Genomic DNA, 19592 nt, shown 5'->3' on the forward strand with positions numbered 1-19592 from the left:
TCCAGCGGACATGGCGCCGCTTGCACTTTCGGGCGGACAAGCCTTATTCGCGGCGGATAAACGAGGTGCGGGGACGATGGCGAGAATTGAAGTCTGGCAACATGTTTATCTGCGGTTGGGCCGGGAACAGTCGCCGAACGGATTCGAGGGGCATCAAATGCTTTGTTACACGCAGCCCGGCCTTTCGGCCGTCGCGGCGCGCGAAATCGAAAAGCATCTGCTTTCTTTTCCGGTTGAATCGGCGCCCGGCGCGAAGCAGGCGTGTTTCGTACTACCGGATGGACGGCCCGTCGCGTCCAATATGGTGCGGTTGCCCGAACCCGACCGGTACGGCAGGGTTTGCTATCTTGCGCACACCGCCGTTGTGCCGCGCGCCGTTTTCGACTCCGCCGGCATGGACCCGTTTGGTCTGTTCAATGCCATTCCGTTTCTGGCGTCGGTCCGGGAGGCGGTGGCCTGTCTGAATCGCCATGGCGAGCATCCGACGGGCCGGGCTGGAAACGCCTGTCCGGCGCCGCCGGTAATGGCATAAGGCGCATACGTCCAGCCTTATCCTCTTTACCGCGGCCACGGCAAAACTCTTTTGTCCGTGGCTACTTCGGCGCATGGCCGCCAAGGCGCGCCGGGCCAGCCGGCATTGACGGACCCGCAACCGCGAATAATGTCAGGTTGGTGAATTCCGCACGGCACGAACAAGTGGCGCTTCACTCTTTTTCGGGGCTTTCGCGTGTGACGTGGAGGACGGGATAGGTCCAGCAGACGGCCATGGCGCAGAGTCCGAAGAGTCCGGCGATGGGACCGACAAGGAAGATGCCGGTGGGGTTTTCGATTGAATTTCCCCAAAAGCCCATTGTCAGCGTCGCGACATAAACGGAGAGCGCCTGGGAACCTTTCCATGCGAGGCCGCTGACGCTTTGATAGATGGCTTCGCGGCGTTCGCCGGAACGGCGCTCGTCGTAGTCAATGATTTCGCCGATCATGGGCGTCAGAAGAACGTACTGCATGCCCTGGCCGATGCCGCAATAGGCAAACAAGGCCGCGCCGAGTAGGGTCTTTACGTGGTCGCTCAAGCCGCAGACGCCGATGACGTACATCATGGGAAGGCCGGAGGTGATGATTGCGAGCGAGAGGAAGATCATCCATTTGACGGGCAGGTAACGGGACAGGCGATCGGTCAGCGCAAGAGCCAGCAGCGCGAAGACGATATACGGCGCCATGAGCAGCGAGACGGTGCTTTCGGTTCCGTGAAGCCCCACCTTGGCCCAGTACGGCAGGACGCGCTGCACCGCGAGGTAACCGAGGTTGAATAGAAAGAAAATAAGGATGTAGCGAAGGAATACGGTATTGCGCAGGGTTTGCGCGACAACGGCGAGCGGCGGGGCGATTACCGATTGATCTTCCGAGTGGTATCGTTCCCGGACGGTCCAGACGGTGAACTGGAAAAAGAGCAGCGCTATCGCCGAAAAGAGGATCGCCATGCGTTGGAATCCTTCCGGCGACACGGGGACGATGCCGTCTTCGGGCAGGGGTTCGGTCCGTGCGGGGGCGAGCAGGTCCACAAGGATGCCCGGCGCAATTTCGGCAATGGCCAGACCGACAATCATGCCGGCGGCAATCCACGTGCCGATGCGGACGCGGCCTTCTTTCGTCCGGGCGATTTCCGGGCCGAGCGCATTGAACGGCGTCGTGCACATGGCTACAAAAAGTCCCCAGTGAATGCACAGGATGGCCGTGCCGTAAAGGAAATTGGCGATGGAAGTGTGCGCAAGCGGCGGATGCCAGAACAGGATGCCGGTAACCGTTACTCCAATGGAGCCCCAGAAAATGAAGGGGCGTCGCCGGCCCGCGAGGGGAACCAGCCGCCGGCGTCCGCGGGTGTCGGTCCGGTCGGACCACAAGGCGATGAGCGGATCCGACAAGGCCGAAACGATGTAGGTGACGACGAACATCGTGCCGGCCAGGCCGATGGCGACGTATACGATGCTGCCGCCGCCGGATGGGGGCGAATAGAAATACGCGCCCCACTGGGTCATGACCTCGGTAATGAGTTGAATGGCGATGCAGCCCAGGAAAAGCGCCAGCCCCTCGATCCGTAAAAATTCACTTCCATTGTTGGATTGGGATGCAATCATGCCCGATTTTTCCATTTGTCCCCGAATTGGCTCTACGCTTCGATGAACGCCGAATCACGCCGGTGCGGAAGACTACTCGACATGCGTGCCGTCCGGAATGACAGCGTTCTTCATTACGACGACGATGCCGTCGCGGACGGCATATCCGTCGCCGTCGCAATCGGCCAGCCGTTTCGATCCGCGAATGACGACGTTCTTTCCGATGCGGGCGTTTTTATCCACGATGGCGCACGAGATGATCGAGCCTTCGCCGATGCCCATCGGAACGGCCGCGTCGGGATGGCGAACTTCGAGATAGTCCGCGCCCATGATTACGCTGCGATTGATACTTACACGATCGTTGACGAGGCTGCGGATGCCGATGACCGATCGCTGAATCGAGGCGTTGCGTATGCGGCACCCTTCGCAGACGATCGAGTCCCTGATGCGCGCGTCCTGAAAACGCGAACCGGGCAGGAGGCGCGGATGCGTATAAAACAGGCGATCCTGATCGAACATGCGGAACGGCACATTGGGCGATACCATGCGCATGTGGACTTCGTAATACGAGCGCACGGTGCCGATGTCTTCCCAGAATCCATCGAAGGGATGCGCGAAAACCCTGCGTTCTCGCAGCGAGTAGGGGATGACGTGCTTGCCGAAATCAATCCAATCCGGACGTTCGCGAAGGATGGTTTCGAGGACGCCGGCGCGAATCAGGTAAATGCCCATCGAGGCCAGATAGCGATGATCCGTCTTCAGCCCGAAACGGGCGAACAGCGCCGGGGGCGTCGCGAGAGGCTCGAGTTGGGCGGCGGTGGCGGGTTTCTCGACAAATTCGCGGATGCGCCCGGTATTGTAGACTTTCATAATGCCGAATCCGCGCGCCGCCTGTGCCCCCACGGGCACTGTGGCGACCGTGATGTCCGCGTCGTTTTCGAGATGGGTGCGCATCAGCGTCCGGTAATCCATGCTGTACAGGTGATCGCCCGACAAAATGAGGTAATGCGACGCATCAAGGTCACGAATGTGGCGCAATTGCTTGCGGACGGCGTCCGCCGTGCCCTGGTACCAGTCGCCGCTTTCCATGGTCTGTTCCGCGGCGAGAATTTCGACGAATCCCCGTGAAAAATGGTCGAACTGGTAACTGTTGCCGATGTGCCGGTGGAGCGAGGCGCTGTTGAATTGGGTGAGGACCATGATGCGCTTGATGCCGGAATGGATGCACAGGCTCAGGGGAACATCCACGAGGCGGTAGCGTCCCAGTAGCGGAACGGCCGGTTTTGCGCGCAGGGCCGTCAGCGGATACAGGCGCGTGCCCCGGCCGCCGCCCAGGACAATCGCTCCCACCTGTTCCATGACGTCGTGTCCAATGACCAGATCCACCTGTTTCTTGGCGGATTGCCCGCCGCCTGCCTTCTTGCCTGATCCGCGTTTCACAGCGTCAGCCTCCACCAGTGAATAGCCGCTTTCCAATAGATGATTCCGGTGCACGCCATGCCCCACAGCAGCACCGTGGCGGCCAGCGGCTTGTCTTTTACCAGCGAATTGCTCGGATCGCCTCCGTCGAGGTGTTGCTGCACAAGATACAGATACCGGAACAGTCCGTAGACCACGAAGGGCAGCGTGAGATAGAGTTTGTCCGTGCCCAGCCGCAACACGACCTCCGGCGAGCAGGTGTAAATGGTATAGGTGATGAGCGTGGCCCCCGCGACGAGGATATTCAGCGAATCCAGGTAAGGAATCGTGTAATGCAAAAGCACCGGACGGTGGTCGGTAGCGCCGTCATTCAGGAACTGTATCTCATGTCTGCGCTTGCTGAATCCAAGGAAAAGCGCAAGAAACATCGTGCAGACGACCAGCCAGTTCGAAAAGGTCACCGACAGGGCGATTGCCCCGGCCATTGCGCGAATCACGAAACCGATCGCGACCACCATCACGTCCACGATGACAAGCCGTTTCAATACAAGGCTGTACAGGATGATAAGCACGACGTAGAAGGCCAGAATCGCGCAGAACCTCAGGTTGAGTTGCAGGGCCAGCACGGCCGCCGCCGCCAGAAGCGCCGCAATCATCGCTTTCGCCGTTCCCGTGCCCAAGGCGCCGCTGGCCAGCGGGCGCGTGCATTTTTCGGGATGCGCCCGATCGTTTTCGATGTCCATGAGATCGTTGAACAGATAGATCGCGCTCGATGCCGCGCAGAACGCCGCAAAGGCAATGACGCTTCGTAGACATTGGGCCGGAATTTGGAGTTGCTGCGCGAATAGAAGCGCCGCGAACACCAGCAGGTTCTTCGACCACTGATAGACGCGAAGGGCTTTGACTATCGTACCGATCATTGTGTGCGCCACCGATAACGGAACGCATTGTGCCCCACCCCTGCGAAAAGAATCAAGAGGATTTTCCTGCCCGTTTTTATTGGCTTGTTGGACCCGTGGCCGGATTCTTTTCCGGATCGGGCGCTATGGCCTGTTTACCGGAGCCGCAAAGACGCGCACGTAACCATCGGAGGCCGCGCAGGCGATCTCGCAACGTCCGTCGCTATCGAGATCGGCGATAATGGGCGCTCCCACAACCGCTGGAAGGTCTTCGCTTTTCCAGAGGATTTGTCCTGTCGTGCCGTTATCCCCCACCGCCATCAACTGTCCGTGGCTTGTGCCGAACACAAACTCGAAACGGCCATCGCCGTCAATGTCGCACGCCGCGGCATCCGAGCAGGCCGCATCAACCGGGAGTTCCCAGCGGACTTGGCCCGTGGCGGCATCGAGACACGCAAAGCGCCCGTTTTGGCGTCCAAACCCCATAAGCCATGTGCCGTCGGACGCCCGCATAAAGGCTTCCATACCCGAGCGATTCTCGCCGACACGCGGCAGCGTGTGCCACAGGGGATCGGCGTTCAACGTCATGCCCGCTTGGAAATAGTGCCCTGCCACAAGGCATGCCACCGGCGGCTGACCCTTTCGTTCCAATATAGCCGGATAGGTGTACAGCCCCTGGCTGGGTTGCTTGAAAATTTCGGGCGGATATAGGGGCCCCAACAGCGGAGCGCCGGTTGGGCCGTCCGCGATGCAGTAGTAGTCCGGGTTGGTGAATAGGAGGTCTTCTTTGCCGTCATGGTTGAAATCGAACGTGGAAGCGAAGTTGACGCTGGGTCCCCAGTAACGCTCGATATTCGGCGATTCGCCCTTGTCCCACAAGATGGCGCCCGTTTGCCCGTCCATGCCGGCGCTGCGCACGATGGGCGCCCCGGCCCAGACGTACAGATCGGGTGTTGTTTTTCCGGTTAGGCGGATTGTCCTTGCGTATGCCTTGCGGGGTTGCGGAAGTCCCGTTCGATCGGAAGGCGGAAAAACCGTTTGCCACAGTTGTTTGTTTTCGAGCGCCGGCGAGACGACTTCAACCATGGGAGTTTGCCCGGCAGCGACATGAACGAGCGCCAAGTCGGTTTTGCCGTCGCCGTTGAAGTCGGCGAAGGCGGGCGGCGCGGAACTCTCGTATTCAGCCAGAGGCGAGAGGATCCCGGTCTCCCAATGCAAGACGCGCATGCGTGGTTCCTGATAGACAATCAGTTCATTGATGCCGTCGCTATTGACATCGGCGGCGAGCAACGTGGGCAACGGTGGACCTTGCGTCGCGGGAATCGCGCTGCAATCCGGTTTTTCTTCCTGTGCGGGAGGGCGCCACGGCGTGGTATGCGCCGCGCCGTCCGCGTCAAGCGCCAGCACGAGGACCGCGCCATCGCGTTCAATATGCGCTTGGGCCTTGTGCGGCAGGACCTTTGCCGTGTCGTCGCTCCACACCGGCGCCAACGCCCCGTCCTTCACCTTCAGCGCATGCGCTCCGGACAAGACCGTCTGGCTCGGATCGGAACTCGCATTGCCAAGAATTTCCACCATGGTATCGCCATCGAGATCGGCGCAAGCCGCGACGATCATGCCGGCATACCGGTACTTGACCGCGCCCGATACGGCATCGTACACGCGGACTTGCCACGCACGGTCGTTTTCGGCATTGAACATCGAAAGGACGATTTCATATCGCCCGTCGCCGTCTATGTCCGCGTGGGGCGGTTCAGCCCAAACCGTCGCCACTTTGCCGGTCGTCACACTTTCCGGCCAACCGTAATGCCATGCCTTTTCGAGTTTTCCGCCCCGGTTCAACAGGACTTCATGATGTTGTGCGAAATTCGCGATGCACAGGAAATCCTCGCGTCCGTCTTTGTCGAGGTCAACGAATTCGACATGGCCATAGCTGCGAACATTGCCTGGTGAAACATCCCATTCCAGGAATTGCTTGACGGCCCCGGTAACCGCATCGAGAAGCCACATCCGGCTATGGGTTTCGACCGCGAGTTCCTTTACGCCGTCGCCGTCCAGATCGGTTTGGAGAAAAGACGGAAAACAGGTGTATTCGGAAAAGTCGTACCGCCATTTCTGTTGCGGAGGCTCGCCGGAATGGGGCGAGGCAAACAAGGCCATGTATCCGTTGTCCTTGTCCGGCGGATAGGCGTGCACGATGACGGCGATTTGCTTGGATGCCGTATCGGGGAGGTAATCGCCCGCGTAAAGATACCATGCGTACGACATGGGTTCGACATCGTATCGCCAGCGCACCGCGCCGTCGGCCAACGAGACGATCACCGCAGCCCCAAACGGTTCCGCGGGGCGTCCCGCGGACAGCAAGATGTCGGGTTGTCCATCGCCGTCGAAATCATCGGCCGATACGATCGTGGTAAAGTTGAGGCCGGATGGATGAGATGTCCACAACAGCGCGCCGGAGGGTTCGTACGCGTGGAGCGCGCCGGCCACGACGGCCAACGCCCGCGGACCGTGGGCTCCTTTCACGATCGTGAGCGGCGGCTGTGAACGGCCCAAGTCGAATTTCGCGTCGCATTCAGGCGCGGCGCGCATCGCGCCCGGCATGGGTTGGCAGGCCGTCAAATGAGCGTTCTGGCGCACTTCCGGCCAATCGCCGGGAGCCGAAACGAGCCACGACATGAAAAACGACGCCAGTGCAAACATGCCTTGTATTTTCTCATTACGCGATGGTCCATGCCAATCTCGTGCTTGGTAATCGTGCATGAAACGCACAAACGGCTAAAGCAGGTTGTTGGATATCCGCCATACGGGGATGCGCCTGTCCTGATTTACGCCATGGGCTGAACTCGTATCGAACGGCCCAATCGGGTATTATCGCGGCGGGTCCGGCTGCGATGCGCAACCGGCGTGTTTTCGGGATGAGGGCGTGTATGAACGACTCGGTGTTTTCCGCCCGGCAGGCGGCCAATGCCCGCGAGCGATGGGCGCTGGCGGCCATCGTGTTGTTGGGTTTGGCGCTGCGCCTGCTCTGGTTGGGGTCGCGTCCCTATTGGCAGGACGAAGTGCATGGCCTGATCGCCGGCGAAGATCTCCTGAAAATGTTCCAGGGCAACATGCTGGCGAATCATCCGCCGCTGACCTATGTGCTGGTTCAGGCGTGGCGTTGGCTGGGAATGGACCACACCGAATGGACGATGCGCCTCCTTCCGGCGTTGACGGGCACGGCGACCTTGGTTGCGGTGTATTTTTTGGGCAAGCGTCTGGGAGGCGTGCGCGCAGGCCTTGCCGCGGCATTCCTGCTCGCGGTCAATCCCCTGCATGTGCACCATTCCCAAGAACTCAAGGAATATATTTACCTTCCGGGCGTGGTGTGCGTCATGGGCTACTGCCTGTTCGAAGCCGCCGAAAGCAACCGGCCCCGGTGGTGGGCCGCCTATGCCTTTACGGCCGGTCTGGCATGTCATACCGAACTGTTCGCCGCCCCGTTGCTGGTGGCGCTCAATCTGTGGATGCTGATCCGGCTGCGCAAACACGGGAATCGTTTCACGGGCTGGATCCTCGGAAATGCCGGGGGGGCGTTGTTGGTCGCGCCGGTGCTGCCCCTGATCCTCAAAAAAACGCAGGACACGCTTTTGTTGGCGCCGGACTGGTGGGTCCCGGCGCCGAATCCCATGACGTTCCTGTTTTTCCTTAAGGCCATTGCATTCGGCTATTCGGATCTGAAGCCCTATTTCTATTTCGCCATGATCCTGTTCCATCTGCTCGTGGCCGCCGGATTCGTCGTGGTATGGAAACGCAACCGGTACGCGGCGTTGTTTCTGGGCATGTGGTTTGTGCTGCCGGTCCTCATGATTTACGCGCTGTCCCACGTCACCCAGAGCGCATTTCTGATTCGTTCGATGATCCCGTATGCCATGGCGCTCTTCGTGCTTGCGGGCATGGCGGTCGCGGCCTTTCGGCCGGCCTCGTTGGGGATCGCCGCGGCAGGAACGGTGGCGTTGATCGGGGCCTTTTCGCTGAATGAACGTTACCACGAGCGTTTTCCGCTCCATGAAATGCCGCACCGGCCGGGCGTGCATCCCGCGATGGACTCGGACCGCGCGGCCCGGTTCATTGCGGACCGGTGGCAGGAGGGCGACGTGGTTGTCCACGGCGGCGTGGCGTCGTATCTGCCCTTTTACTGGTACGGCTTCCGCGAACGGCTGATGTATACCGGATCGCCCAGCGCGGCCTTTCGGAAATATGTGGAACGAAGCACGCCGCGCAACACGGACGATGTGGTGATGGACCGCTATTTTCCGCATTTCCCCTATCCCGTCGTGAAGGACAAGCGCCGGATTTGGTTCGTTTTCGCGGAATGGGAACGGGAACATTTCCCGAAAAATCCCATGGATACCTGGCGATGGATGGATGCGCATCTCGTCGAAACGCTTCATCAGTCCTTCAAGAACATCGAAGTGTTCCTCTACGTCAACAATGCCGCGGGCGAACCCATCCATGCGATCGCGCGCACCCGCGACGACGGCGTCTCCGCCGATTTGACGTATGCCGGCGCCATGAATGGGCCGTATACCAAGACACGCCCGGATGCGGGACTGGTTGCGTGTCCCATCGAGGCGCGCCGGGGAAACCTGGAGTTGCGCTTCGATGACGCGGCCGGCGGAGAACCGTTCCGCATGGTTTCCGGCGACGCCCCGGCGCGCACCATCGGTTTTGCCATCGAAAACCGATCCGGGGCGCCTGTTCACTGCGAAGTCCACCTGGTCGCCTCGGATGTCCTGGTGGATTTGGCGTCGCTGATCGAAAACAATCCCGAGCGCGACGTCTGGCGAATTGCCCCACTGTACAACACGGAGCCGCCGCCAAGGGAATACGAGATTTCCGTGCCCTCGGCCACCTTGCGATCCGGCGCGGATACTCTTCTGGGCGACGTGGCGCTGCCCGCCGGGGAATTCATTCCGATGATCTATGTGCTGGGGACTCCGGGCGAGAGGGCCGCGTCGCGCGCCGAATTCGACGTGTGGATTGGCAACAGCAACCTGTTTGGGCCGGAGTTGCGAAACCGCGAGGACCTTGGCGGATGGCATTGGGTCCGTTCGCAGCCGGTTGCCATTCCGGAAGGATTGTCCACGATTCCGATACGGGTGGAGGCGAGGCCCAACCCAGGCCTGCCGGAAAGTTATGTGAACATCGGTTGGCTGGCCCTGATCAAAACCACGCGCATGAAGGACATGCGGCCCGAAAGCCCCGTTTGTACGGCATGGCCCGGAGAAATCGTCGTGCCGGCCCGGCAAACCTACCGCGCAAGGGTCGAAATTGAGGCCGATATCCCCCGTGTGGACATTTGGGTCTATGAACACGGCGAAGACGGACGCGCCTACCGGATTTTCAGACTGTTGCAATGAGTTGACGATCCCTTTTTTCCCCATTTCTATGGAATTGGAGGGGAGGGGCGAGATTTGTCCAAGGGAGTCCATTCCGATCCATTCATTCCTTGCCACTTCATCTTACCCCTGTTTATTGAGCCAAATGTGTATATTTAAAAACGTGGGGATTAATTCAGGGCGTTTTCAAAAAATGAAAGAATATCGAAAAAAAAGAAATCTGTTGACATCTGGAATTTTTTGATATAAAATTCAAGTAGAAAAGTGTGTTTCTAGTAGGCTCCAATGTGCCGACAGGAAACTGGGCTGCGGCACAGGAGATATGATGGGCCTAGATGTTTCATGCGGCCAATACGCGCGAGGTTTGCATTCTCTTCTTTGTTTGGTGTTCCTGACGTTCGTTTCGGTGGGCGAGGGGTTGGCCGATTCCGGAATCTGGTTTGTTGACAAGGACAATGCGTCCGGTGCGCAGGATGGCCGATCATGGGCCACGGCCCATGCCGGCCTTCAGGACGCCATCAACGCCGCTTCCGCCGACGGGGGCGAGATATGGGTCGCGGAAGGAACCTATGCGCTAATCGTCATGCAGCCGTCAGTGCATCTTTATGGCGGTTTTTCAGGAACTGAGACTTTGCGGGATCAGCGGGACTGGACGGCTTACGCCACCATCATTTCAGGTGGCGCTCCATGCGTGACGGGAGCGGATGCCTCGACGCTCGACGGATTCCGCATCCAGTCCGGCACACCGGGCATGCAAGTCGCTTCGGGTGCGCCCGCCATTCGCAACTGTGTGTTTTCGGGGAACGTGGCGTATGGGACGCCAGCCGGCCCGCCCAGTATGGGAACCTACGGCAACGGGGCTCCGGGAGGCAGCGCAACCAACTGGGGTCTGATCGTTTCCGGCGGCGCGCCCATCGTCGAAAATTGCCTCTTTTCCGGCAACGGCGCCTACGGCGCGCCAGGCGGAAACGGCGTGGGCAGCGGGTACTGCGTGACGTTCTATGGCGGCCCGGGCGGCAATGCCGGCGGCGGCGGTGTGCTTGTCAGTTCATCCGGCGCCGCAAGTTTCGTCAACTGCGTGTTCTACAATAATTTTGCCTATCCCGGCGCAGGCGGTTCCGGCACATGCAGCGTGGTGTGCGGTTGCGCCGGTGATGGCCTTGACGGTCAGGTATCGAGCACAGGCGCGATCTGGTTCGCCGGCACGGCGATGTCCGTGATGAACTGCACATTCGTAAACAACACCAGAGGGGTCGTCAATGCGTCGGTCCATGCCGCCGGCATTGTCAATTCGATCATGTGGACGGGCGGCATATCGAACACATCCACGGGCGCGACCTCCATCGCCTACTCGAACGTGCAGGGTGGATATGCCGGCACGGGCAACATCACCAGCAATCCCCATTTCGTCAATGCGGCCACCGGTGATTTCCGGCTGACAGAGGACTCGCCGTGTATTGACGCGGGCACGACGGAAGGCGCTCCCTACACGGATATCGAAGGCGCCTTTCGCCCGCAAGGTGCGGGCATTGACATGGGCGCGTATGAATTTCCGGCGCCGATTGAACCGCTGACGATAATCATGGATTCGACCGCGCCCGCCCTGACGAACCTCTCGCCGATTCCGGTATCGGTGGCCTTCAGCCGGCCGGTGGCGGATTTCGAGGTTCAAGACATCCTGGCAACGAACGGCGCCGTGGCGAACCTGCTTGCGGGCGGTGGCGGAGGGGGCGGGGGCGCCGCGGCAGCGGGCGGCGGCGGTTCGGCGAAGGCGGAGGTTGCCTATTCGTCCAATTATACGTTCGATTTGTTCCCGGCGGGCCAAGGCGAAACCGGCGCAGACATTCCCGCGGATCGGGTTCATGATGAAAACGGCATCGGCAACGCGGCCGCGCCGCATTTCGCGCGGATGTATGACAGTATTGCACCGGTCGCCACGGGCGTATCCCGTGCGGACGTCACGCCCACGGCGGAATCCTATGTGGCCTTCAACGTGATGTTCAGCGAAGACGTCGTGGGCGTGGATGCGGCCGATTTCGCCGTGACCGCCACTTCGGGCATTTCCGGCGCCGCCGTCGTGAGTGTAAACGGGGCGGGTTCGGCGTACTCGGTGGTGGCCGGGACCGGAACGGGTTCGGGCACGATACGACTGGATGTGGTGGACGACGATTCGATTGCGGACAGGGCGGGGAATCCGCTGGGCGGGCCGGGCGCGGGGAACGGCGCCTATTTGCAGGGCGCTTTGTACGAGATTGATCGGATGCCGCCCGCGGCGTCCTTCAGCGCCGATGCGACTTCGGGCGCCGCGCCGTTGGCTGTCCAGTTCAGCGACACGTCCACGCAGAGTTCCTCGGCGATTGCGAGTTGGGCATGGTCCTTCGGGGACGGCGCCACGAGCACGGAGCAGAATCCGTCGCACACCTACGAAATCGCCGGTTCCTACACGGTATCCCTCACCGTAACCAACGCGTTCGGGTCGAACACGTCGGTCGAGACCGGCTACATCGTCGTGACATCCAACGCAAGCGGCTTATGGTTCGTGAACGGAAGCAACGCGTCGAGCATACGCGACGGACTCACGTGGGCAACCGCCTTCACGACGATTCAGGAAGGGGTGGATGCGGCCTTTGCGGCGGGCGGCGGCGAGGTCTGGGTGGCCGGTGGAACCTATACCGCCACGACCGATCCCGTCGTGACGATGCGGCAGGGCGTGGCCATCTACGGCGGATTCGCCGGCACGGAAAGCACGCGTGATCAGCGCAATCCATCCCTGTACGTCGCGACGATAGACGGCGCAAACGCGCGGCGCGGTGTGACATTGTCCAGCCGTTCGACCCTTGACGGCTTTACGATTATACGCGGCAAGGCGACGAATGGCGGCGGTTTGTACGCAGTCAATTGCGCGGACTGCCGCATCTCCGACTGCGCTTTCATCTCGAATTCGGCCGTGGGCGGCGGCGGCGCCTACGTGAACAATTCGAGCGCGACGATAGACCGTTGTTTGTTCAAGTACAACAGCGCGCGCGGAATAAACGGTGAAAACGGGTACTCCAACTTTTACAGTTACTCTTCGCCAAATCCGGTCGTTCGCACGCCCAGCACGCCGGGAAGCGGCGCAGGCGGCGGAGCGGCGGTCATCGGCGGCAGCCTGCCCGTGACGATATCGAACTGCCGGTTCGAGAACAATTCCGCCACGGGCGGCAACGGCGGAAATGGCGCGTATAATTCCTACGAAAAGGAGTGCATTGCCAGTGTCGTCAACGGCGCGAACGGCGGCAATGCGTACGGTGGCGCAATCGCGCAAAGCGGCGCAACCGTGCTGCAATTGGTCAACTGCGTGTTTTGGAAGAACCGGGCCCAGGGCGGCATGGGCGGAAGTCCCGGATATGCGCTCGTTTGCTATGGCTTTCCCGGCATGCCGGGGCGCGCACTCGGCGGGGCGGCCAACGTGGAGCGAATTCGTGCCGTCAATTCCACATTCGAGGGAAATGCCGTAAGCAGCCAGTTGCAGGCGTCCGGCGGCGCCATTTGGTGTTCCTCGTCCGGCAGCGTCGAAATCGCCAACAGCATTCTGTTCAACAATATGGACGAAATTTATGGCGCGTCCGGTGCGATTGCCGCGACCTATTCCGATATCGAGGGCGGATTCGCGGGTGAAGGCAACATCAATGCGGAGCCGCTGTTCCGCGACGCGGCCAACGGCGATCTCCATTTGGTTCCGGGTTCGCCCTGCATTGAAGCCGGTACGATGGAAGGCGCGCCAGCCACCGATCTCGAAGGGACGATTCGCCCGCAGGGCGCGGGTGTTGACATGGGCGCGTACGAATTTGTCCCCAGCGGCGAAGGTGAAGGAGAAGGCGAGGGAGAAGGTGAAGGTGAAGGCGAAGGTGAAGGCGAAGGTGAAGGCGAAGGTGAAGGCGAAGGTGAACCGATTGATGGGCCAACGGTTGTCATGGAGTCCATTGCGCCCGCACTGACAAATCTGGCCCCCATTCCGGTATCGGTGACATTCAGCCGTCCGGTTGCGGATTTCGAGGCCGTTGATATTCTCGCCGTGAACGGCACCGTGATGAATCTCGTTGCGGGCGGAGGCGGCATGGGCGGCGGGGGAGGCGCGGCAGGCGGCGGAGGCGGCGGAGCGGCAAAGGCGGCGCCCGCCTACTCAGCCAGTTATTCCTTCGATTTGTATCCGGCGGACCAGGGCGAGGTGGGAACGGACATCCCCGCCAATGCGGCGCACGACGAAAATGGCGCCGGCAACCAGGCCGCGCCGCCGTTCAGGCGCGTGTACGACGGCGTGCCGCCATCCGTTGCGCTGGCGCCCGTGCAGCCGGATTTGCGCAACATGCCGGTAATCGCGATCGAAATCGCATTTACCGAACCGGTGACGCATTTCGACCTGGCGGATCTCGCGCTGTCGCGCGACGGCGGATCAAATTTGATTGCCGGCGCGCAATCCCTCGCAACGGTGGACAGCATCCATTGGACGCTTGCCGGCCTGGATGCCATCACCGCCGAAACGGGACATTACCTGCTGACGCTCGATGCCGCGGACATCACCGACCTTGCCGGCAATGCCGTTACCGGCGGAGGCGCGGTCGAATGGACGATGGATACCGTCTGTCCCGCGGTCACCTGTATTGAATCCGATCCAAGCGGCATCACCCATGCACGGGAAGTCGTATTCACCATAAACTTCAGCGAACCGATCCTCGGTTTCGACTCGATGGATTTGTCGTGGGATATGACCGGAACGGTGTCTTTCGAGCCGGCCAGGGTGACGGGCGGCCCGTCCGTCTATATCGTTCACGCAACGAATCTGGACGGCGACGGCGCGCTGGCGTTGTCCGTCGGCGACGAATCGGACGTGACCGATCGGGCGGGGAATCCGCTGGCGCCGGCCGCGGCAACCGCCACGATCGTCCTGAACCACTCTCATCCGGCGGTCGCGATCGAATCCTCGCTTCCGGACCCGACCAACGCTTCCCCCATGCTCGTCGGCGTTACCTTCAGCGAGCCGGTCAGCGGATTCGAATCGTCCGACGTGGTCCTGGGCAACGCCACGCTGGCGTCGTTCGAGGCGGTGAGCGACGTCTATGCCCGGGCATGGCTGGCCCCGATGGAGCAAGGGATCGTGACGATGGATATCGCCGCGAATGTCGCGGTGGACAATGCCGGCAACGGCAATCTGCCTGCGGCGCCCTTCCGCCGGATCTTCGATTCCGTGGCGCCGATGGCGACCATGACATCGCCCGCGCCGGCATATACCCATGCCGCGCCGATTTCCGTGGCCGTCCATTTCACGGAACCGATCGCGGGACTTGCCGCCGCCGATTTTACGCCGGTCAACGCAACCCTGAACCGCTTCGATACCGTTTCCGAAACCTACGCGACGTTCGACTTGCTGCCCGGCGATCAGGGGCTGGTGGCGGTGGATATGGAATCGGCGGCGCACGACGCCGCGGGGAATGCGGCAACGACCGCCCATTTCGAGCGGGTATTCGACACAATCGCGCCCTCGGCCCTCATCGAGTTGCCCGGCGCCAACCCAACCGATGCGGAAACGGTCGCTTTCCTGATGACCTTCGACGAGCCGGTCCTATTGCCCGATGACCTTTCGGACGCCGTCGAGGCCGGTGGATCGCTTGCCGAGGCCGCGCAATGGACGGTAACGGGCGCGGACGGTTCCTGGGTGGTAACGGTGGACCTTTCGGGATCGAGCGGCGACGGCACGATAGGGATTGTCCCGGCGCGCGTCTCGGACCGTGCGGGCAACGTGTGCGCGGCGGCGGTATCCGGCCTGTACACCATCTACCGTTGGACCGGTTTCCGCGAAGACCTGCGCGACATGAAACTCTATGCCGGCGACACGGCGGCATTGTCCGTCGCGCCGGCCACGGCCAACCCCGCGCTTGCGTATCATTGGAAATACGAGGATGCGGACGAAATCGTGCATGAAGCCGGGGTGAATTCGCCCACGCTTACGCTGGCGCCCGTGACGATGGAATCGGCCGGGGTGTACTGGTGCGAGGTCGCCCATTTCGGCACGCGCCACGCCACCCGAAAGGCAGAGGTCGCCGTCGCGCCGCATCTTGCGATTACGCGGCAACCGGCCGGCGCCGTCGCGGGAACGCTGCGGTCGTTCATCTTCACCGTGCGCACGGCGGGCGGCCATCCTCCGCTCGAGTATCAATGGAAGAAAAACGGTCTGCCCATTCCGAACGCGACCGGCGAGCCGTCCCTGTTGTTGACGCCGCTCAAGGCGGGCGATACCGGAACGTACTCCGTCGTGGTGAGCGACAGCGGCACGGATTCCGTCGAATCGCAAGGCGCGCTGTTGACGGCCGTTGAAGGTTTGCCGGCAGCCGGGCCTTTCACCGCCGGGATCTTGGCGTTGGCCCTTCTGATTTCGGCAGGATACCGGTCACGTAAACAATAAGATCAAATCAACTGGAGGTTGGCGGTCGAAAGCGGTGTTTTCGACCGCTCCGTGGACGGGGTGGATGTTGTGGATCCGGTGAACTTTCGCCGGAAAGCGAACCTATTCACGGATCCGTCCCGCCCATGGAACAAGACGCGAGCCTTCAGCCTCCAGAGCCTTATTTCGGCTCAACCTCGGGTAGCGACCGCACGATGCGTTCCAGATTGTAGCCGAACCCCGGCCCCTTGATCGTGGAGAGATCCAGGGATCCATTTCGCCGCTGGTAGATGCCCGGATGCACGGCGGCTTCCGGAAGCGAGGCGGCGGGGTAGAACTGCATGCCGTTGGTTTCCACGCCCATGATGGTGCCGGCGTGCGCGGCCAACAGGACGTGGGGAATCTGGGCGAGCATCGGATTGGTCAGGTCCTGGACCATGAGGGTCATGCCGTGCGCCTTGGCCCAGCATAGCGAAAGCAGGGCGCCGGTCTGCGTTTTGCAGGTCTTGAGCGCGACGCCTGTCCAACCCAGGGACCGGCCCAGTCTGACCATGGGCCAGTCGTGGGCGCTTTCGTCCATGAACAGCGGTTTACGCGCGGACACGGCGTGAACGTCAATCCGGTGTTTTTCGAGATCGTACGGAAACGGCTGTTCGACATAGAGAATCATTCCGTAAATGCGCGGGTGTTCTTTCACGAGCCGGTCGAGCATGTCGGTCACATAGACGGGATTGGTTACGGTGCTGTTGAAATCCGCGCTAAGCCAGTCGGCCCCGTGCGCAATGCCGATCAGTCCCACCTGCACCAGGCGTTGATAATCCCAGTCCGCGTCGGTTCCCCGCAACTTGACCTTGAGGCATTTCAGCCCGTCGCGATCAATCCAATCGCCCAGCAGAAGCGGATAGCCGTCCCGTGGATCGCTGTCGTCGAGTTCTCCGGCGTCGAGTTTGTCTTTGCCGCCGACGAGATGCCATGCCGGCAGGCAATTGGGACGGGGAAAAACCAGATAGTCCGCCGGGTACTTGTCCCGGAACGACACGTTCGCGTCGTCGGCGGGCGTGAGATAGCGCGCCAGATCGTACGACATGAACTCACGGGTGTAGGTGTCGTAAATATATTTCTGATGCAGCATGCCGTAGGCGTCGTGCAGTGCAATGTCGAACGCGGAACAACAGACGAGCGCCGCCAGCCACGGCATGGGCTCGGCGTCGCCCCGAGAACGGTTGAATGCCTCGAGCAGTTTCGGCAGCCGTTTTTCGATGAACGCATAGCCGACTTCCACGGGATGCCCGCCGACGTTGAACAGTTCCCATTCGGCCGCCAATCGCCTCGTAAACGCCTTGAGCGCCTCATGGCGCTCCTCGTACGGCAGCGAACTGGGCCAAACCCATTGGACGCTAAGCGGCGTTTCACCCCAGCCCTCGGCCGCATGGCCGAACGTGTCCTCGACGCGCATCCGGACCCGCGCGCAGGTCACATGCGTCAATGTTTCGGTTCCGAATTTCAGCGGAACCCGCGTTTCCACGGGCAGAAAATAGAGGGTGGTCGCCCGCGGGTAGATATCCGTCGGTTTGGCCATGCGTCACGTCTCCCGGCTTTATAGCCTTCCGAGCCTTTCTTTCCACCATGATGCCGCCAACACGCTGAAAATGCAAGCCCCATTACGGATCCGTCTGTAAGGAACGCGACAAGGATGCCGAGTCCACGGTAGAAACGGCATCTTGCCGCGTTCTCGTTGCCTTGTTTGATCAAGCACGCCATGCCCTAACGCGGGCAACGCCCACAACCCAGTTTCTCGTGCTCGTGTTCGTGCTTGTAATCGTGCTCGTAATCCTGCTCGTAATCGTAATCACTCTCAAAACCCAGCGATTATCTCACTCGCTAAATCGTGGAACTTCGATTGGTTGCACAAATTGCCCACGTTCTTGTTGTTTTTTGTAGAAGTCAGATTGTAAGTTACTGACATGCTGGCGAGCCTGCGCCCCTTATTGGGAGCGGATTGCGGACGGACGGTTCGTGCCGCTGTGAAGCTGGCAGATGGCGATGGCCAGCGCGTCGGCGGCATCGTCGGGCTTTGGAAGGGCGTCGAGGTTCAACAGAATTTTGACCATTTCCTGGACCTGTTTTTTCGTCGCTTTTCCGTAGCCGACGACGGCGTTCTTGACTTCGAGCGGACTGAACTCGCCCACGGGAAGATTGCCGAGGGCTATGGCCACGGCGATGACCCCGCGCGCCTGCGCCACGGATATGCCGGTGGTCACGTTTTGCGAAAAGTAGACCTTTTCGATGGCGGCGGCATCGGGACGAAAACGCGCCAGAAGATCCCGGGTTTCCTCGAATATGATGCGCAGTCTCTCGGCGAAGGGAAGATCGGGAGGCGTGGAAATGATCCCGTGCGCGACATGCTCCAACCGCGCGCCATGGCGTTCCACGACGCCGTACCCTGTCGTTGCGGTACCCGGATCAAATCCCAAAGCGCGCATGAATGGTATTGAACACTAGCCTTCCATGGCGGCGGCCATGTCCTCGTCGGAGATGTCAAAATTCGCATAGACGTTTTGCACGTCGTCGTGTTCTTCCAGCGCTTCCATGAGTTTGAGGACATTGGCGACGGATTTTCCCTCGACCTTTTGGGTCGTTTTGGGAATCATCGTCAGTTTGGCGCTTTCTGCCTTGAGCCCCATGCCTTCGAGCGCCTTGGCCACGGCATACAGGTCCGTCGGGCCTGTGGTGACTTCATGGAATTCGTCCCCGCTGCTGTCCACGTCTTCGGCGCCGGCCTCGATGGCCTTTTCGAGCATTTCATCGTCGCTGCACGCGCTTTTGGGAATCACGATGAGACCTTTTTGCTCGAAATTCCATGCAACCGCGTTGGTTTCGGCCATGCTTCCGCCGTGCCGGGTGAGCAGATGGCGGATTTCGGCCACCGTGCGGTTCTTGTTGTCGGTGAGGATATCTATGATTAGCGCCACGCCGCCGGGGGCATACCCCTCGTAACGAACCTCGTCGTACGAAACGCCCGGCAACTCGCCGGTGCCTTTCTTGATGGCCCGTTCGATGTTTTCCTTCGGCATGTTTTCGGATCGCGCTTCCATCAGGACAGTGCGCAATCGCGGATTGCCCGCGGGATCGCCGCCGCCTGTTTTCGCGGCAATGGTGATTTCCTTCGCCAGGCGGGAAAAGATTTTGCCGCGCTTGGCGTCTGCGGCGCCTTTTTTGTGCTTGATGGTGCTCCATTTGGAATGACCGGACATGCTGCGTGTTCTCCCTTGAATACCGCGATTTCGATAGAAACCGGACCCGTTGTTGTCAGCACGGCATCATATCACGCCGCCACCGCCGCGCGCAAACCGCCCCGGTC

General features: G+C 60.8%; 10 protein-coding genes. 3 read left to right on the plus strand and 7 right to left on the minus strand.

All coding sequences use genetic code 11. The features are described 5' to 3' along the window. The first annotated feature begins 76 nt into the window (after nucleotides 1–76). Entirely contained in the window at nucleotides 77–532 is a 456-nt protein-coding gene (locus P5540_09950) for a hypothetical protein (GenBank protein HRT65137.1), read from the plus strand. A 172-nt stretch (nucleotides 533–704) separates the two neighbouring features. On the opposite strand, the gene P5540_09955 is transcribed toward P5540_09950, so the two are convergent. The 4 genes from P5540_09955 to P5540_09970 all read right to left on the minus strand — a co-directional run bounded on the left by P5540_09955 (nucleotide 705) and on the right by P5540_09970 (nucleotide 7132). Next, nucleotides 705–2132, minus strand: coding sequence for an MFS transporter (locus tag P5540_09955; GenBank protein HRT65138.1), 1428 nt, complete (start codon nucleotides 2130–2132; stop codon nucleotides 705–707). A gap of 72 nt (nucleotides 2133–2204) precedes the next feature. Further along, nucleotides 2205–3551, minus strand: a complete 1347-nt coding sequence (locus tag P5540_09960; protein HRT65139.1) for a glucose-1-phosphate adenylyltransferase — start codon at nucleotides 3549–3551, stop codon at nucleotides 2205–2207. After that, on the minus strand, nucleotides 3548–4450 hold the full coding sequence (locus P5540_09965; GenBank protein HRT65140.1) for a decaprenyl-phosphate phosphoribosyltransferase: 903 nt from the start codon (nucleotides 4448–4450) through the stop codon (nucleotides 3548–3550). The genes P5540_09960 and P5540_09965 overlap by 4 nt, the downstream gene beginning before the upstream one ends. A gap of 123 nt (nucleotides 4451–4573) precedes the next feature. Continuing rightward, the gene (locus tag P5540_09970) at nucleotides 4574–7132 is read right to left on the minus strand and encodes an FG-GAP-like repeat-containing protein (GenBank protein HRT65141.1); all 2559 of its coding nucleotides are present in this window, start codon (nucleotides 7130–7132) and stop codon (nucleotides 4574–4576) included. 227 nt (nucleotides 7133–7359) lie between these two features. Here P5540_09970 and P5540_09975 point away from each other — a divergent pair, with 227 nt between their 5' ends. Further along, entirely contained in the window at nucleotides 7360–9834 is a 2475-nt protein-coding gene (locus P5540_09975; protein ID HRT65142.1) for a glycosyltransferase family 39 protein, read from the plus strand. Nucleotides 9835–10177: 343 nt separating this feature from the next. Continuing rightward, nucleotides 10178–16252: an Ig-like domain-containing protein gene (locus P5540_09980; GenBank protein HRT65143.1), complete on the plus strand. Its 6075-nt coding sequence runs from the start codon at nucleotides 10178–10180 to the stop codon at nucleotides 16250–16252. Between the two features lie 160 nt (nucleotides 16253–16412). On the opposite strand, the gene P5540_09985 is transcribed toward P5540_09980, so the two are convergent. The 3 genes from P5540_09985 to P5540_09995 all read right to left on the minus strand — a co-directional run bounded on the left by P5540_09985 (nucleotide 16413) and on the right by P5540_09995 (nucleotide 19485). Then, a complete protein-coding gene (locus P5540_09985; GenBank protein ID HRT65144.1) occupies nucleotides 16413–17810 on the minus strand; it encodes a hypothetical protein in 1398 nt (465 codons plus the stop codon). Nucleotides 17811–18216: 406 nt separating this feature from the next. Beyond that, entirely contained in the window at nucleotides 18217–18714 is a 498-nt protein-coding gene (ruvC, locus tag P5540_09990; protein ID HRT65145.1) for a crossover junction endodeoxyribonuclease RuvC, read from the minus strand. Between the two features lie 15 nt (nucleotides 18715–18729). Further along, nucleotides 18730–19485, minus strand: a complete 756-nt coding sequence (locus P5540_09995) for a YebC/PmpR family DNA-binding transcriptional regulator (GenBank protein ID HRT65146.1) — start codon at nucleotides 19483–19485, stop codon at nucleotides 18730–18732. Nucleotides 19486–19592 lie beyond the last annotated feature (107 nt).

It is taken from the genome of Candidatus Hydrogenedentota bacterium, assembly GCA_035450225.1.
Lineage (GTDB): Bacteria > Hydrogenedentota > Hydrogenedentia > Hydrogenedentales > SLHB01 > DSVR01.